Source organism: Meiothermus sp. (assembly GCF_025060375.1).
In the GTDB taxonomy this organism is placed as follows: domain Bacteria; phylum Deinococcota; class Deinococci; order Deinococcales; family Thermaceae; genus Meiothermus.
In genome coordinates, this window is sequence record NZ_JANXCG010000015.1 from 37,302 (window position 1) to 53,418 (window position 16,117).

Consider the following 16,117-nt stretch of genomic DNA (forward strand, 5'->3'; position numbering starts at 1 on the left):
AGCGTATACTCTCCCCTGTGTCTGGCCCCCCTCCCATACCCCCTTCCGTCAGGAGGAATACCCTCCTGCTGGCCATGGTCCAGGCCATAAACGGAGCTGGAATCCAGCTCGTGCCCACCTTCGGGGCCATCCAGGTGGTCACCCTTCTGGGTAGCGCGGTCTTCGCCGGCCTAGCCACCAGCCTGATGGGGCTGTCCCGCGCCCTGACCGCCTACAGCATCGGGCAGTTTTCCGACCTTTGGGGCCGCAAGCCCACCCTGTACCTGGGCTTGTGGCTCACCCTGATGGGGGCGCTGCTCATCGGCGGGGCAACCCTGGCAGGCTCCCTGGCCCTCTTTGCCCTGGGCATTCTCGTCTTTGGCACCGGGGTGGGGGCGGTACAGCAGATGCGGGTGGCCGCAGCCGACATGTACCCGCCCAGCCGGCGGGGGGAAGGGCTGAGCCTGGTGGCCATGGGTTCGCTCCTGGGCGCTGGGCTCTCCCCTATGCTGGTAACACTGGCGGAGTGGCTGGGGCGGAGGCTTGGGTTCAGCGAAATTGCCCTGGCCTGGCTGCTGGTGCCGCTTCTGGTGCTCCCGGGCTTTCTGATGGTGAGGGGCATCCGGCCCGACCCGAAGCGGATAGCCCAGCACCTGGAAGCCTACTACCGCCCAGAAGACCTCCAGACCGGCCCCGACCCTACCCCGAGAGGGGAGCGCCAGGTCCAGCCGCGGATCGCCGCTCTCTCCTCTGCGGTGGCCGCGCAAGGCCAGATGGTCATGATGATGGCCATGACCGCCCTAGCCCTGAAGGCCCTGGAGTGCAGCCTGGCCCAGATATCCCTCTCTGTGGCGCTGCACGTGATGGGCATGTTCGCCTTCTCCTGGCCCATCGGGCGCCTTGCCGACCGGATAGGGCGCAAACCGGTGATGGGGGGCGGCCTCGCAGTGGCCGCCCTGGGGGCCCTTCTGGTGGGGCTGGGCCAGGGCTACGGGGCCATCACCGCAGGGACCTTTCTGGTAGGGCTAGGGTGGTCGGGGGCCTTCCTTGCGGCCAACACCGCGCTGGCCGATGTTACCCCCCCCGCCGAACGCGGGCGGGCCACGGGGGTCCTGGAGGCGTGGGCCAACCTTTCGGGAATGATCCTGCCTATTCTGGGGGGGCTGGTGGTGGAGACCCTTGGACTACCCACCTTGGGCTACTTCGGTGCACTCCTGGCCCTGCTCCCGCTGCCCCTGGTCTACCGCCTGAGGGAGGTTGCCCCAGGGGTATTTCAGCCTTGACGCTGGGCGCCCAGGGCCTGAGATTGGTCTTGGTGTGCTACCCAAGGAACTTGCCCCCTACCCCTCCTACGGCGACTGGCTGCGCAGCCTGGAAGGCTACGCCGGGCAGCTTCGCTTTGTCCGGCTTCTCCCCCCCAACCCGCCCGCGTTTGTGGACTACCAAGGGGTTTTTGCCGGCCTGCTGGCGGCTTTAGGGCTGAGGCCCTACCCCCATCAGGCCGAGGCTTTCGCCCTGCTGGAAAGGGGGCGGCATGTGGTGCTGGCCACCTCCACCGCCTCGGGCAAAAGCCTGGTCTTCCAGGTACCGGTGCTCAAGGCCCTGATGGAGGGTGAAACCGCAATTCTGCTCTACCCCACCAAGGCCCTGGCCCACGACCAGCTCGAGCGGCTGCGCAGGATGGGGGAGGTCCTGGGAGTTGCTGAGCGCATCCACCCCTACGACGGCGACACCCCCGCCAAGGCCCGCAGGAAGGCCTTGGAAGAAGGCCAGGCCCTGCTCACCAATCCGGACATGCTTCACTTCGGCCTGCTGCCCCGGCACGGCGAGTGGGCGCAGTTTTTAGGCCGGCTGCGCTACATAGTTCTGGACGAGCTCCACGCCTACCGAGGGGTGTTTGGTAGCCACGCTGCGCTCATCCTGCGCCGGCTTCTGCGGCTAGCCTGGCACTACGGCGCCCAGCCCCAGGTTGTCGCGGCCAGTGCCACCATTGCCAACCCAGCCGAGCATGCCCTGGGCCTCACCGGCCTGCCCTTCCAGGCCGTGGTGGCCCACCCGCGCAGGGCGGAGCTGGAGTTTGGGGTGTGGGTGCCCAAGGCGCTGGACCGGGAGGGGAAAATCCGCCGTAGCCCCAATCTGGAAGCAGCCCTCCTGGCCCGTTCCATCGCCCAACAAGGCCTCCGGGCCCTCATCTTCACCAACGCTCGCCGCACCGCCGAGCTGGTGGCCCGCTACGCCGGGGACGACCGGGTGCGCCCCTACCGGGCAGGCTACACCGCACCCCAGCGCCGGCGCCTAGAAAAGGCCCTGCGGGAGGGCGATCTGCGGGTCTTGGTCAGCACCAGCGCCCTGGAGCTGGGGGTAGACATCGGAGAGCTGGACGCGGCGGTGCTGCTGGGCTACCCCGGCTCGCTCAGCTCCTTCTGGCAGCGAGCCGGCCGGGCTGGCCGGGCTGGTCGGCGGGCGCTTTTGCTCTGGATACCCCGGGAAGACCCGCTGGACGCTTTTTTTGAGGCTCACCCGGAGCTTCTGCTGGAAAGCCCACCCGAAGCAGCCGTCGCCGACCCCGAAAACCCCGTGCTTTACCCCCTTCACGCCCACTGCGCCGCGCTCGAGCTACCCATCCCCCTCCGCTCCCCCTCCGATCCCTTCCACCGCGCATCCTCCGCGGTACCTCCGCTGGTAGAAAGGAACGGCCGGCTCTACTCTCCTAAGCGCAACCCCCACCGCGAGCTAGCTTTGCGCGGGCTGGGGCAGAACTACAGCCTGCGCGATGCCAAGGGGAAACTCCTGGGCACCCTGGACGAGCGGCAGGCCTACTGGGAGGCCCACCCCGGGGCGGTCTACCTACACCAGGGGGAAAGCTATCTGGTGCGCAACCTCGACCCCGAGAGGCGGGAGGTGGTGCTACTGCCAAGCCTGGAAGACTACTACACCGAGCCCCGGGCCCAGACCGAGCTGGAAGTGTTGGGTGGAGAGGAGGTGCTGCCAGGGGTCTGGGTCGGGGCGGTGGGCCTGCGGGAGCGGGTGGTGGGGTATGTCAAAAAACGCTACTACAGCGAAGCTGTGCTGGAAGAGGTGCCCCTGTGCATGCCCGAGCTCACCTTCCAGACCGAGGCGATCTGGTTTCACCCCTGCGAGGGGGTTGCGGTGCCCAAGGAAGCCCCGAACGGCTTCACTGAGGCCCTGATACCCAGCGCCCTGCACGCCCTCGAGCACGCCCTGATAGGCCTGCTTCCCCTTTTTGTGCTAGCCGAGCGCCAGGATGTGGGCGGAGTTTCCTACCCCTTCTATCCCCGCCCCCTTCCCTCCGCTGGCGGGCCCACCATCTTCATCTACGACGGCTACCCCGGTGGAGTGGGCTACGCCCGAACCGCAGCGCGCCATTTTGCCCGCTGGGTTCAGGCCGCCCGCGACCTGCTGCAAAGCTGCCCATGTGAGGCGGGCTGTCCGCGCTGCATCCTCTCCCCAAAGTGCGGCAATGGCAACCAACACCTGGACAAAAAGGGGGCCTGGATTCTGGCTGAGGCCCTGCACCGCCGCTACCCCCCCCATCCCCCCAACTGAGGGAGCCCCTACGGGAAAGCGTTGGGATTCGGGAAGCGGCAAAGCGGCGAAACCTTACGCGAACGCTTACCCAGCCCCGTGGGAAACCCTTTAGACTTAGGGGCTATGGGCCTACCTTCCTTGCAGGACATCATCGCCGCCATCGCCACCCCTCCAGGCCGGGGAGCAGTAGGCGTCGTGCGGGTATCGGGCCCAGGCAGCCTGGAACTCGTTGGAAAGCTCTGGCAGGGAAAGGACCCCAGCCGGCTTCCGGGTGGGCGCTTCACCTTTGGTAAGGTCTGCGACCCCAGGAGTGGGGAGGTTGTGGACGAGGCTTTGCTTCTGGTCTTTCGTGCCCCTCACTCCTACACCGGCCAGGACAGCGCCGAGCTCCAAACCCATGGCTCACCCGCAGTGCTGCGGCGGGTTTTACAGGTGCTCTTCCAAAACGGGGCCCGCCCAGCGCAACCCGGGGAGTTCACCCTGCGCGCCTACCTGAACGGCCGGATGGACCTAGCCCAGGCTGAGGCGGTGCTTAGCCTGGTAGAGGCCGAGTCGGAAGCGGCCCGGCGGCAAGCCTTGCGGGGGCTCAGTGCAGGCCTCTCCAAAAGGATAAGGGCCCTCTCCGAGGGGCTGTTTGACCTTCTGGCGCACATCCAGGCCTGGCTGGACTACCCTGAGGAGGGAGTGGAGCCGGTGGAGGTGGCCGTCCGGCTCGAGCCGGTTCTAACCGAGGTGCGCCGGCTCCTTGCCACTGCCCCTGCGGGTCGTATCGCCAGCAGGGGGGCCCGGGTAGCCCTGGTGGGCGCCCCCAACGCCGGCAAGTCAAGTCTACTCAACGCCCTTTTGGGCTACGAACGGGCCATCGTAACCCCCATACCTGGGACCACCCGCGACTACCTCGAGGCCCCGTTGGAGGTCGGCGGGGTACCGGTGACGGCGATAGACACTGCGGGGGTGCGAGAGACCGACGATCCGGTGGAGAGAAGCGGGGTGGAACGAGCGCTGCAGATTGCCCAGGAAGCTGATCTGGTGCTCTATCTGGCCGACCAGAGCCAGCCCAAGCCCCCGCCCCCGCCCCTGCCCTGGCCCCGCACCCTCAGGGTGGCCACCAAGGCCGACCTGCCCCCGGCCTGGCAGGATGAGGCGTTTTTACCGGTCTCGAGCCTCACCGGAATGGGCCTCGAGGCGCTGCGCCAAGAGGTACACCGCCGGCTGCTGGGAGAAGCCCCTCAGGGCGAAATCTGGATTAGCAACGAACGCCACGTTGAAGCCCTGCGACGGGCCGAGGCCCACCTTCAGGCAGCTCTGGAAGCCCCTCTAGACCTGGCCGGGCTCTCAATTGAGATGGCCCTGGAGGCCCTCTCGGAAATTTTGGGCAAAAATGTCTCGGAGGAGGTCATCGAGCGGGTTTTCCGCAACTTCTGCGTGGGAAAGTAGCCTATGGAAGGCAGGCGCATCACCTCAAAACCCAGCCCAACCACCTACGCGTTGGCGCTGGGCCTCATTCTGATGGGTCTGGCCCTCACAGCCGTGTGCCTTTGGGCTTGGTTTCAGGGGGTAGAACCGCGCTGGTCGGTGGTGCTCTTCGGTCTGCTGGGGCTCTACACAGCTGCCCTGGGGGTAGACGAGGGATGGCTCTCGGGGCTCGAGGTCACCCCCACCACCCTGCGCGTGCGAAGCTTTGGCCGATGGAGCGAGTATACCCTGAAGGGGCTTGATGCCGCCGATGGCCTGCGGGACATCCTGGGTGGGGGGTGGCAGGTAGTGCTCCTGGGCCAAGGACGGGAGGCCATCCGAGTACCCCTGCGGCGCTACGCCAACGCCCAGCAGCTGGCGCAGGCCCTGCTGGACGCGCTCTGGATGCAAAACAAGGACCTGGTGGTTATGCCCCGGCTGGCCCACCGCTTTGGCCGTCCGCCCTTTGGCCTGCTGACCAGAAAGAGGAGCTGAAGCCTGGCCTTATGATGAACCCCATGGAGTGGTTCTGGATAGGGGCGGCTTTTGGCCTGGGCTGGCTAGCCAACCGCCTGGGCTGGCCCCCGCTGGTGGGCTACCTGGGGGCAGGGTTCGTCCTCTGGGGGCTGGGGCAAAAAACCGGCCCTTTGCTGGAAAACCTGGCCGAAATCGGGGTTCTGCTCCTGCTCTTTACCGTTGGCCTCAAGCTGCGCTTCGCCAGCCTGGTGCGCCGGGAGGTACTGGGGGTAGGGGGGCTGCACCTCATCGCCTTTGCCCTGCTGGTAGGGCTGCTAGTTCTGGGCACCGGCCTCTCGAGCCAGGCCGCCCTCTTCATGGGCATTGGGCTGGCCTTCTCCAGCACCGTCCTGGCTGTAAAGCTCCTGGACGACCGGAGCGAGCTGAGCACCTTTCACGGCCGCATTGCGGTGGGCATCCTAATCCTGCAGGACCTGGTGGCCATCGGGCTAATGGCCTACGCCGGCGTCAAGAATCCCACCCCCTGGGCCCTCCTGCTGCTGGCCCTGCCCTTGCTGCGCCCCTTGGTGGGCTTTGTCCTGGAGAAAAGCGGGCACGAAGAACTCCTGCTGCTCTATGGACTGGGCTTAGCCCTGGGGGGGGGCAGCCTAGCGCAAAGCCTGGGGGTCTCCCCCGAGCTTGGGGCCCTGCTCATGGGGGCGGCGCTGGCTGGACACCCTCAGACCGCCGAGCTTTCCCGCACCCTATGGGGCTTGCGGGAAGCCTTCCTGGTGGCTTTCTTCCTGCAAATCGGGGCGATGGGCCTGCCCAGCAGCCAGCAGCTACCTCTGGCCGCCGGGCTAATCCTGCTGCTGCCGCTGAAGGCAGGGCTCTTCTTCCTCCTCTTTGTGAGCTTCGGACTGCGGGCCCGCACCGCTTTCGTATCCAGCATCTCCCTGACCAGCTACAGCGAGTTCGCCCTTATCACCAGCGTAGCGGCGGTGGAGAGCCAGCTGCTGCCGGCCTCCTCGAGCCAGACCATAAGCCTGGCGGTGGCCCTGTCGCTGGCCCTGGCCGCCCCCCTCAACCGGGCCGTGCACCGGCTGTACCAGCGCTACGAACCCTTGTTGCTCCGCTTTGAGCGCAAAGGCCGCCACGCCGACGATGAGCCCACCAGCCTGGAAGGGGCCGAATGGCTGGTGGTGGGTATGGGCCGCACCGGCGGGGCCGCCTACAAGATGCTGGCTGGAAAGGGGCACAAGGTGTTGGGACTCGATGCCGACGAGGGCAAGCTCGAGTTTCACCAAGCCAAAGGCCGCAACGTCCGTTACGGCGATGCCGAGGACCCCGAGCTTTGGGAGCGCCTAGACCTCGCCGGTCTAAAAGGGGTTCTGCTCACCCTCCCCGATCTTGAGGCCAAGCTCCGGGCCGCTGAAGGGCTAAAGCGGCGTGGCTTTGAGGGCATCGTGGCCGCCACCAGCTACCACCGCGAGGAGGACCCACAGCTACAAGCAGCCGGGGTCACCCTCATCTCTCGCCCCTTCGCCGAGGCAGGGGAGCGGCTGGCCGAACGGGCTTTGGGGCTTAACCTGGTAGAGGAAGCCGAGGAGGGAAACCCCACCTAGGCCTTTTGGCTCCTCAGAGGGGCCGCCAAGCCCGCGTCCAGGCCTTCTTGCCCACCCCAGGCACCTTTTCGACCTCAAACCCCACCGCCGCAAGGGCGCGGCGCAGCCTTCCTGCCACCGAGTAGGTGGCCAGGTAGGCCCCGGGTGTGGCCGCAGCGTAAAGCGAGCGCAGAACGGGCAGCCCCCAAGGCTCAGGGTTGACCGCCGGGCTAAAGGGGTCCAGGTAGATGGCGCTGGCCCATTCCCGGGGAAAGGCGGCCTGGGTCACGTCCTCAAAGCGCACCTCGAGCCGCCCCCAACCCCCCTCCAGCACCAAAGGGCGAGGCCCGGCTGCCCAAGCGGCCCGAACCTCCGCCCAGACCCGGGCTGCCCCTCCCGTCAGTGGAGCCTCCACCCATCCGAGCACCTCAGCCTCCACCGGAAAGGCCTCGTAGCCCAGGTAATCCAGGGGCACCCCACGGCGGAGGCAGCTGTCCAGCGCCGCGCGGAAGTTCATCCCCAGACCGAAGCCCACCTCGAGAATCCGTGGAGAGGGGTGTTCGTGGGTACGGGTAAGGCGCAGGTAGAGCGCGTTGGCCTGGGTCCAGGCCCCATAGCGGGAGCTGTAGGCCTCCTGGAAGTGAGGGTGCACCAGGGTGGGCGAGCCATCCTGGGTAATCAGAAGCTCAGGCCTCAATTTCCACCCGCTGGGCTTCCCGCTGCATGAGGGCCCACAAGGCCTCCACGTGGGCCCGTTCTGTCCTCTCCGCGCCGATTGAAACTCGCACCATCCAGCGCCCTTTGAGCAGGGCTGGGGTCAGGAAGGCCTGGCCGGTGCGGTTGACCCGCTGGACCCAGTCTTGGGTATGGCGGTCCAGAGCCTCAGGGCTCAACCCCCCAGGGTCGTAGCGCAGGGCCAGGGTCTGCAGGGTAAGCGGAGCCAGCAGCGCCCAGCCTGGGGTGCGCCGCACCTGCTCGGCCAACCACCGGGCGTTGGCAATATCCCGCCGCAACCGGGCCTGCAAGCCCTCCACCCCCTCGTCCAGCAGGGCAAACCACAGCTTGAGGGCCCGGAAGCGCCGTCCCAAAGGGATGCCCCAGTCCTTGTACTGCCGCACCCGACCATCCACCGCAGAGCTCAGATAGGAGGGCTGGGTGGACATGGCCCGCACCAGAACCTCGGGTTCGCGCACGTATAGAAGGGAGCAGTCAAAGGCCACCCCCAGCCACTTGTGGGGGTTGATGGCGATGGAATGGGCCTCTTGGATGCCCGCAAAAAGCGGCCGGCATTCGGGAAGGATTAGGGCCGAGCCGGCCATGGCCGCGTCCACGTGAAGCCAAAGCCCGTACCGCCGGCACACCTTGGCAACCTCGGTCAGCGGGTCAAAGGCCAGGGTGGCGGTGGTGCCCGCCGCTGCCACCACCGCACAGGGCCTCCTTCCCCGCGCCAGGTCTTCCACAATGGCTGCCTCGAGCGCCTCCGGCCTCAAGGCGTGGTCCGCATCGGTCTCTACGAGCCGCAGGTTCTCCCGGCCAAACCCCGCAAGCAGGGCCGCTTTGGGTACCGAGCTGTGGACCTGATCCGAGGCGTAGACGGTGAGGGGGCGCTCCTCGGCCTGAAGCCCTCCGCGCTCCTGGGAGAAGTTCGTGGCCCACTCCCGGGCAGCCAGCAGGGCCACCAGGGTACCGGTGGAGGCGGTGTCCTGGATAACCCCCTGGAAGACCTCGGGCAGACCGAACATCTGGCGCAACCAGTCGGTGGTTACCTCTTCCAGCTCGGTGAGGGCCGGGCTGGCCAGCCAGGTAATCCCGGTCTGGCCCAGGCCGGTGGCCACCAGGTCGGCCAGAACCGAAGAGAGGGGTGCGTTGGAGGGAAACCAGGCGAAAAAGCGGGGGCTTTGCCAGTGGGTCAGGCCCGGCAAGAGCTTTTTCAACTCCTCTACCACCCCCCAAAGCCCTCCGCCCTGCTGGGGCGGTGCAGAGGGGAAAAGGGCCCGCACCGCTCCCGGTTCCACCTGGGCCATCACTGGAAAAGCCTCCATCCGCTCGCGGTACTCGGCAACGAAGTCGACCAGGGCATAGCCCAGCCGCTTGAACTCCTCGGGCGACATACCCGAATCATACCCATTTCCCGCACAAGGGCCACAAACCCCTGCCCTTGCCAGTAGAATGACGCCCGTGGAGATTACGCCCGAACTCCTAGAGCGCCTGAGCAGGCTAGCCCGGCTCTCCCTCGAGCCAGAGGAGGCCAGAAAGCTTGAGGGAGAGCTTCGCTCGATTGTGAATTTCTTTGAGCAGCTGCAGGAGCTGGACACCCAAGGCCTGCCGGAGATGGCCCGTCCGATTGGCCTGACCAACCGCCTTCGCCCCGACCAGGTGCAGCCTTCCTTAGCGCAGCAGGAAGCCCTTTCAGTGGCCATAGAGGAAGAGGACGGGCAGTTCAAGGTGCCCCGGGTTATCGAGTAGCCATGCTAGACCTAAAGTTTATCCGCGAACACCCCGAGCAGGTCCGGCGGGCCATTGAGTTGAAAAATGCGCCGCTCGACCTGGAGCGGCTCCTGGCCCTAGACCAGCAGGTGCTGGCGCTAAAGCGCCAAATTGAGCAACTTCAAGCGGAGCGCAACGCCAACGCCAAAGCGGTGGCCCGGGCCCGGCCCGAGGAGCGAGCAGCCCTGGTGGAAAAGGGGCGGGCCATTGGAGCGGAGCTGGCCCGGCTCGAGCCGAGGCTCCGCGAGATGGAGGCCGAGCTCAAGGAGCTGCTCTACCTCACCCCTACCCCCCCTTGGGAGGGGGCCCCGGTGGGCCCCGACGACTCCTTCAACGTGGAAACCCGGGTTCACGGTAACCCCCGGGTGTTCCTGTTTGAGCCTCTCGATCACGTGGCCTTGGTGGAGAAAAACGGCTGGGGCGACTTCGAGCGAGCCGCCAAGGTTTCGGGTTCGCGCTCCTACATCCTGCGGGGCGACCTGATGCTCTACGAGCTGGCCCTTCTGCGTTTCGCCCTGGACCGGATGATAGAGGCCGGCTTCACTCCCCTCTCGGTACCCAGCTTGACCAAAGAAGAAGCCCTCTATGGGCACGGGCAGTTTCCTACCGGCCGCGACCAGGTCTACGAGGTCAACGGCGGGGAGGCCTACCTGGCGGGCACCGCTGAGGTGCTGCTCAACTACCTGCACGCCGGGGAGATTCTGCCCGAAGAGGAGCTACCCAAGACCTACTGCGCTCTCTCCCCTTGCTTCCGCAGCGAGGCCGGCTCAGCGGGGAAGGATGTCCGCGGCTTGATGCGGGTACACCAGTTCAACAAGGTCGAGCAGTACGTCCTCTGCCGGGCCGACCTGGAGGAATCCAACCGATGGTTTGAGACCCTGCTCTCCATCTCTGAGGGAATCCTCCAAGCGCTGGAGCTTCCCTACCGGGTGGTGGAGGTCTCCACCGGAGACATGGGCCTGGGCAAGTACCGCCAGGTTGACCTCGAGGCCTGGGTTCCCAGCCAAAACCGCTACCGCGAAACCCATTCCTGCTCAGCCCTGCTGGACTGGCAGGCGCGGCGGGCCAGCCTGCGCTACCGGGACGAGCGCGGCAGGGTGCACCATGCCTACACCCTCAACAACACCGCGCTGGCGACCCCTCGCATCCTGGTGATGCTCTTGGAAAACCACCAGAACGAGGACGGAACGGTAAACGTGCCCAAGGCGCTACAACCCTACTTCGGCAAGGAGCGGCTCGAGCCCAACCGCTAGAACAAGGCCGCCGAAGGGAAACCTTCGGCGGCGGGTTCTCACTGCTTCTTGCGAGGGCGGTACTTACCGTACGAACCCCGGAAGATCTTGCCCCGACGGGTACGACGATCCCCTTTACCCATACTTAGCTCCTTAGGCTTTGGCTCCTTGTAGGAGCTGGTGAACCTTGCTCATCAGACGGGACTTGCGCCGGCTGGCCGCATTTTTGTGCAGGGTTGAACCCTTGGCCGCCTTGTCAATCAGGCTCTCGGCGTAGCGCATGACCCGCAGGGCCTCTTCGGCGTTGCCCTGCTGCGCCAAGGCCACCGCTTTTTTGCTCACGGTCTTAATGGCCGACATCTTGGACCTGTTGCGGGCCCGCCGCTTGAGCGACTGGCGGTGGCGCTTCATGGCCGAAGGGTTGCGTGCGGTCTTTTTCTGTGCCATAGCTCTCCAAACTCAAAAGGCCAGGGCTGCACCCTGTGCAGCCTCGAGGCAAACCGCCCATGAGTCTAACACACCCCGCGGCTTCCTGCCTAGACCAGCGGCCCCCCCTCCCAGTCCGCCGGCCGCTCGCAAAAGCCCAGCCGCCAGGCCACCCCCTGGGCACAGCGCTCCGCCGCCCGCCCGTCGCCGTAGGGGTTGGGGCGGTTGCGCATGGCGGCCAGGGCCTCCTCGTCACGAAGCAGGCCATGCACCGTGGCGAAGACCTGCTCCGGGTCGGTTCCGGCCAGCTTCAAAGCCCCCACCGCCAGCCCCTCCGGGCGCTCGGTAACGTTCCGCAACACCACCACCGGCACCCCAAGCGTGGCCCCACTCTCCTGCACACCACCCGAGTCGGTCACCAGCAGGACCGAACGCTTCATTAGGGCCGCCATGGTGCCGAAATCCAGGGGCTCGAGCAGGCTGAAGTTGGCCAACCCCTCCAGCACCGGATAGACGGCCTCGCGCACCGCCGGGTTCAGGTGCACAGGGTAGACGAAGTGGCACTCCGGATGGGCCTGGGCCACCCGGGCCAACGCCAGGGCCAGGTCGCGCATGACGGGCAGGTTCTCCCGGCGGTGCATGGTCACCGTGACCACCCGCTTGTCCGAGGGAAGGGGTGGAGGAACCCCCCGCGCGCTGGCATACAAGACCGCATCCACCTCGGTCTGCCCGGTCACGATGATGGTCTCCTCGGGCTTTCCCTCACGCAGGAGGTTGGCCTTGGAAGTCGGGGTAGGGGGCAGGTCAAGGTCGGTTAGCACATCGGTTAGCCGACGGTTGGCCTCCTCAGGAAAGGGCTCCTTGAGGTTGAAACTGCGCAACCCCGCCTCCACATGAGCCACCGGAATCCCCTCAAAGAAGGCCGCTAAGGTAACCGCGAAGGTGGTCAGGGTATCCCCGTGCACCATCACGTAGTCGGCCTCCAGCTCCCTGAGCCGGGAGGCAGCGGCCGGGACAATGCGACCCATCAGGTCGGGTAGGGTCTGCCGCTCGGTCATTACCTGCAAATCGGTATCGGGAACCAGCCCAAAAACCCGCAGGGCGTCCTCGAGCTGGGTACGATGCTGGCCCGTGGAGAGGAGGATGCTGTGTATGGAGGGCCAGCGCCGCATGGCGAAAATCACCGGGGCCATCTTGATGGCCTCCGGACGGGTACCAAAGGCGATGACCACGCGCTTCATTCTCAGTCCTGAGGCGCTACCACAAAGGCCGAGGCCAGCTCATCGCCCTCACCTAGATTCATGATCCTGACCCCGCTGGTGGCCCGGCCATACTGAGCGATCTCAGCCACCTTGGTGCGAATGGCAATGCCCTTTTTGGACAGCACCAGCAGGTCCTCGTTGCCCTGCACTCGCAAAAGGGCCGCCAAATGGCCCACCTTCTCGTTGGTGTTGAAGGTGATGACCCCCATCCCACCCCGGCCCTGCAGGGGGTATTCCCTCACCGGGGTGCGCTTGCCGTAACCATGGGTGCCCACCGCCAACACCTCCCCCTCCTCGCCCTTGGGAAGGATGACCAAGGACACCACCTGGTCTTCGCGCCCCTCCTTGAAGCGGATTCCGGTGACACCTTGGCTGGCCCGACCGGTAACCCGCACGTCGGAAAGCTCAAAGCGGATGGCCTGGCCGGTGCGGGTAGCCAACATGGCCTGGTCGCCCTCCTGGGCGATGGCCACACCCACCAGGGCGTCGTTTTCCAGGAGATTGATGGCGATGAGACCAGCGCTGGAAAGGTTCTGGTACTCCCGTATGGGGGTCCTCTTGACCAGGCCGTTCCGGGTAGCAAAGACGAAGTATCCCTCCTGACCAAGGTCACGCACGTTGAGCAAGGCCGCCACCTCCTCACCTTCCTGCAGCGGCAGCAGGCTCACCACGCGGGTGCCCCGGGCCTGACGGCTGGCCTCGGGAAGCCCATGCACCTTCTCGGCGTAGACCCGGCCCCGGTTGGTGAAGACCAGGAGGGTATCGTGCATGGAGGCCACGAAAACCGAGATGGCCTCGTCCTCCTCCCTGGGCTTTCCGGCCTGGGCCCCCACCCCGCCCCGGCCTTGGGCCCGGTAGGCCTCGAGCGGGGTGCGCTTGATGAAGCCCTGGGCGGTGAGGGTAATGACCATGGGCTCGTCCTCTATGAGGTCCTCTAGACTGAAGCCCTCCTCAAACTCGGTAATCAGCGTACGGCGCGGGTCAGCGTACTTGCGCTTGACTTCCAGGAGCTCTTCCTTCACCACCTGCCAAAGCCGCCCCTCGTTCCCTAGGATGGCTTCGAGCCGACCGATTTCCTCCATCAGCTCCCGGTACTCCTCCTGCAGCTTCTCCCGCTCCAGACCCACCAGGCGTTGAAGGCGCATATCCAAAATGGCCTGGGCCTGAATCTCGGTCAGACCAAAACGGCCCATCAGCCCCAAGCGGGCTTCAGCGGCGTCCTGGGAGCCCCGGATCAGCGCTATCACCTCGTCGATGTGGTCAAGGGCTATGAGAAGGCCCTCCAGGATGTGGGCCCGCTCCTTGGCCTTGCGCAGGTCAAACTCGGTGCGCCTCCGCACCACCTCGCCGCGGTGGTCAAGGTAGTGGCGCATCATCTCCAGCAGGGTAAGCACCCGGGGCTCGCCTTTCACAATGGCCAGAAGGTTCACGGTAAAGCTGGTCTGCAAGCGGGTGTGCTTGTAGAGCTTGTTGAGCACCACCTGTGGGTTGGCCCCCCGCTTTAGCTCCACCACGATGCGCAGACCCTGCCGGTCGGACTCGTCGCGCAAGGCAGCTATCTCGTCCAAAACCTTGTTGCGGACCAGGCCAGCTATCTGAGCGATAAGGTCGGCCTTGTTGACCTGGTAGGGAATCTCGGTAAAGACCAGCATGGCCCGCCCGTTCTTCTCCTCGTTGCGCACGCGGGCGCGCACCTTTAGGCTACCGCGGCCGGTGGCGTAGGCCTCTTTTATGCCCCGCCGTGACAGCTTGGCCCCAGTGGGGAAGTCGGGGCCAGGAAGCACCTTCATCACCTCTTCCAGCGAAACCCCCGGGTTTTCGATCATCAGCACCAGCGCGTCCACCACCTCCCCCAGGTTGTGGGGGGGCAGGCTGGTGGCCATGCCTACCGCGATGCCCGCTGAACCGTTCACCAGCAGGTTGGGCAGTGCCGCGGGCAACACCTCGGGCTGTTCCTGGGTACCGTCGTAGTTGGGCACAAAGGGTACGGTCTCCTTGTCTAGGTCCTGGAGCAGCTCGAGGCCCACCGCCGAAAGCCGAGCCTCGGTGTAGCGCTGGGCGGCCGGAGGGTCGCCGTCCAAGGAGCCAAAGTTACCCTGGCCGTCAATCAGGGGGTAGCGCAGGTTCCACGGCTGGGCCATCCGCACCAGCGTCTCGTAGATGGCCGCGTCCCCGTGGGGGTGGAACTTACCCATCACCTCACCCACGATCTTGGCGCACTTCACGTGCTTGCGGTTAGGCAACACCCCATCCTGGTAAGCCCCATACAAAATGCGGCGCTGAACCGGCTTCAGGCCATCGCGCACGTCAGGCAAAGCCCGATCCACGATGACCGACATGGCGTAGTTGATGAAACTCTGCTTGACCTCGTCGGTAATCTCAACGGGAAGAATTTGGGACATTCCACTCTCCTCAAGCCGCACAAAAAAAGCGCCCAGAAGCGCTTCCCTCGCACATTATACACCTGGGGAATGACCACAGCGTAAACGGCTCCCCCAAAATTGTGCTTCCCAGCATTCAACCCCAACCCTCATCGGCGTAGGCTGAAGCATACGAGGGGGGAAAGATGCGGCGCAGATGGATGTGGATTGCAGCACCGCTGGTTGCTCTGGCCGCGGTCATCCAGGCCCAACCTCTCAGACCCGCGGAGATTCGGGCCGCGCTCGAGCCCGTCTACAATCGGGCCCTTCCGGCCGCCTTGCGCATCGAAACCACTCCCGAGGGCACCGGCTCCGGCTTTTTCATCAGCACAGGCGGCTTGGTGCTGACCGCCTACCACGTGGTGGAGGGCAGCCGCAGCCTGCGGGTGGTCAACGCCTTGCGGGAAAGCTTCCCAGCGGAGCTGGTGGGATACGACGAGTTTCGCGACCTGGCTGTCCTACGGGCCCAGGTGAGGGGAACAGTTCCCTCTCTGCCCCTAGAAACCGCCACCAGCCCCCGTCCAGGGGAACCCCTGCTGGCCATTGGCAACTCCCGCGGTGAGTTCATCGCTCCCCGCTACGGCCTGGTCAACACCGTGGAGCGCGATATCTTTCCCTTCTTCAACTCCATCGCCATCTCCACCAACATCCCCCTGGCCCCGGGCGACTCGGGCGGCCCGGTGCTCAACCAGGCGGGGCGGGTGGTGGCGGTGGTGGTGGCCATCGGCCAGCCCAACGGGGTCTTTGAGAGCTTCCTCTCGCCGCTGCTGGGCCTGGATGAGCTCCTCACCCAGCTCCAGGCTGGGCGCAAGCGGGACGTGCCCTACATTGGGGTGCAGCTCTCCCAGATTGACGACGAGACCGCCGCGCTCCTCGGAATCCCCAAGCAAGGCGTGCTAATCCGGGGCCTGCTCCGGGGCGGGGCCGCCGAGCGGGCCGGGCTGAGGGGGCTCACGGTGCGGCGGGAGAACGGCCGGGAGTTCTACGAGTTCGACGTAATCCTAGAGGCCGACGGCCGCCCCTTCAACGACGTAACCTCGCTACAACGTTACATCCGCAGCAAGGAAGTGGGCGACAGCGTCACCCTCACCATACGTCGGGGCAACCAGACCTTCCGGGTGGAGCTTAGGCTCACCCCTAACCCTCTGCGCAGCGGATAGGGGCAGAAAGGGTTTCCGTCCAGCAACACTTTGACACTTTGTCCATTGCCCTGGCGAAGGCAAAGGGTCTAACATTGAGCCAAACCT

14 protein-coding genes are annotated in these 16,117 nt (G+C 65.7%); 8 read left to right on the plus strand and 6 right to left on the minus strand.

The features are described 5' to 3' along the window. Positions 1-17: 17 nt before the first annotated feature. From NZ849_RS02105 to NZ849_RS02125, 5 genes are all read left to right on the plus strand, one after another. Positions 18-1,262, plus strand: a complete 1,245-nt coding sequence (locus NZ849_RS02105; protein WP_295403523.1) for an MFS transporter — start codon at positions 18-20, stop codon at positions 1,260-1,262. Positions 1,263-1,296: 34 nt separating this feature from the next. After that, the gene (locus NZ849_RS02110; RefSeq protein ID WP_295386914.1) at positions 1,297-3,546 is read left to right on the plus strand and encodes a DEAD/DEAH box helicase; all 2,250 of its coding nucleotides are present in this window, start codon (positions 1,297-1,299) and stop codon (positions 3,544-3,546) included. Positions 3,547-3,651: 105 nt separating this feature from the next. Next, positions 3,652-4,965 carry a tRNA uridine-5-carboxymethylaminomethyl(34) synthesis GTPase MnmE gene (mnmE, locus tag NZ849_RS02115; RefSeq protein ID WP_295386916.1) on the plus strand — a complete coding sequence of 438 codons (1,314 nt, stop codon included), beginning with the start codon at positions 3,652-3,654 and terminating at the stop codon, positions 4,963-4,965. 3 nt (positions 4,966-4,968) lie between these two features. Beyond that, the gene (locus tag NZ849_RS02120) at positions 4,969-5,478 is read left to right on the plus strand and encodes an amino acid ABC transporter permease (RefSeq protein WP_295386920.1); all 510 of its coding nucleotides are present in this window, start codon (positions 4,969-4,971) and stop codon (positions 5,476-5,478) included. Between the two features lie 23 nt (positions 5,479-5,501). Then, positions 5,502-7,064 carry a cation:proton antiporter family protein gene (locus NZ849_RS02125; RefSeq protein WP_295386923.1) on the plus strand — a complete coding sequence of 521 codons (1,563 nt, stop codon included), beginning with the start codon at positions 5,502-5,504 and terminating at the stop codon, positions 7,062-7,064. A 13-nt stretch (positions 7,065-7,077) separates the two neighbouring features. Here the strand turns inward: NZ849_RS02125 and mnmD are convergent, their stop codons facing one another. Continuing rightward, on the minus strand, positions 7,078-7,740 hold the full coding sequence (mnmD, locus tag NZ849_RS02130; RefSeq protein ID WP_295386926.1) for a tRNA (5-methylaminomethyl-2-thiouridine)(34)-methyltransferase MnmD: 663 nt from the start codon (positions 7,738-7,740) through the stop codon (positions 7,078-7,080). Beyond that, on the minus strand, positions 7,730-9,154 hold the full coding sequence (locus NZ849_RS02135) for a pyridoxal-dependent decarboxylase (protein ID WP_295386930.1): 1,425 nt from the start codon (positions 9,152-9,154) through the stop codon (positions 7,730-7,732). The genes mnmD and NZ849_RS02135 overlap by 11 nt, the downstream gene beginning before the upstream one ends. A 58-nt stretch (positions 9,155-9,212) precedes the next feature. Here NZ849_RS02135 and gatC point away from each other — a divergent pair, with 58 nt between their 5' ends. Next, entirely contained in the window at positions 9,213-9,509 is a 297-nt protein-coding gene (gene gatC / locus NZ849_RS02140) for an Asp-tRNA(Asn)/Glu-tRNA(Gln) amidotransferase subunit GatC (protein WP_295386934.1), read from the plus strand. 2 nt (positions 9,510-9,511) lie between these two features. Further along, entirely contained in the window at positions 9,512-10,783 is a 1,272-nt protein-coding gene (gene serS / locus NZ849_RS02145; protein WP_295386938.1) for a serine--tRNA ligase, read from the plus strand. 38 nt (positions 10,784-10,821) lie between these two features. Here serS and NZ849_RS02150 read toward each other — a convergent pair whose 3' ends face one another. The 4 genes from NZ849_RS02150 to gyrA form a co-directional block, all read right to left on the minus strand. Then, positions 10,822-10,905 (minus strand): 30S ribosomal protein THX, encoded by an 84-nt coding sequence (locus NZ849_RS02150; protein WP_295387026.1) that lies wholly within the window; start codon positions 10,903-10,905, stop codon positions 10,822-10,824. A 10-nt stretch (positions 10,906-10,915) separates the two neighbouring features. After that, positions 10,916-11,209 (minus strand): 30S ribosomal protein S20, encoded by a 294-nt coding sequence (gene rpsT, locus NZ849_RS02155; protein ID WP_295386941.1) that lies wholly within the window; start codon positions 11,207-11,209, stop codon positions 10,916-10,918. 89 nt (positions 11,210-11,298) lie between these two features. Beyond that, positions 11,299-12,429 carry a non-hydrolyzing UDP-N-acetylglucosamine 2-epimerase gene (gene wecB, locus NZ849_RS02160; RefSeq protein ID WP_295386944.1) on the minus strand — a complete coding sequence of 377 codons (1,131 nt, stop codon included), beginning with the start codon at positions 12,427-12,429 and terminating at the stop codon, positions 11,299-11,301. A gap of 2 nt (positions 12,430-12,431) precedes the next feature. After that, positions 12,432-14,852, minus strand: a complete 2,421-nt coding sequence (gene gyrA / locus NZ849_RS02165; RefSeq protein ID WP_295386947.1) for a DNA gyrase subunit A — start codon at positions 14,850-14,852, stop codon at positions 12,432-12,434. Positions 14,853-15,016: 164 nt separating this feature from the next. Here gyrA and NZ849_RS02170 point away from each other — a divergent pair, with 164 nt between their 5' ends. After that, entirely contained in the window at positions 15,017-16,030 is a 1,014-nt protein-coding gene (locus tag NZ849_RS02170; protein WP_295386950.1) for a S1C family serine protease, read from the plus strand. Positions 16,031-16,117: the final 87 nt, after the last annotated feature.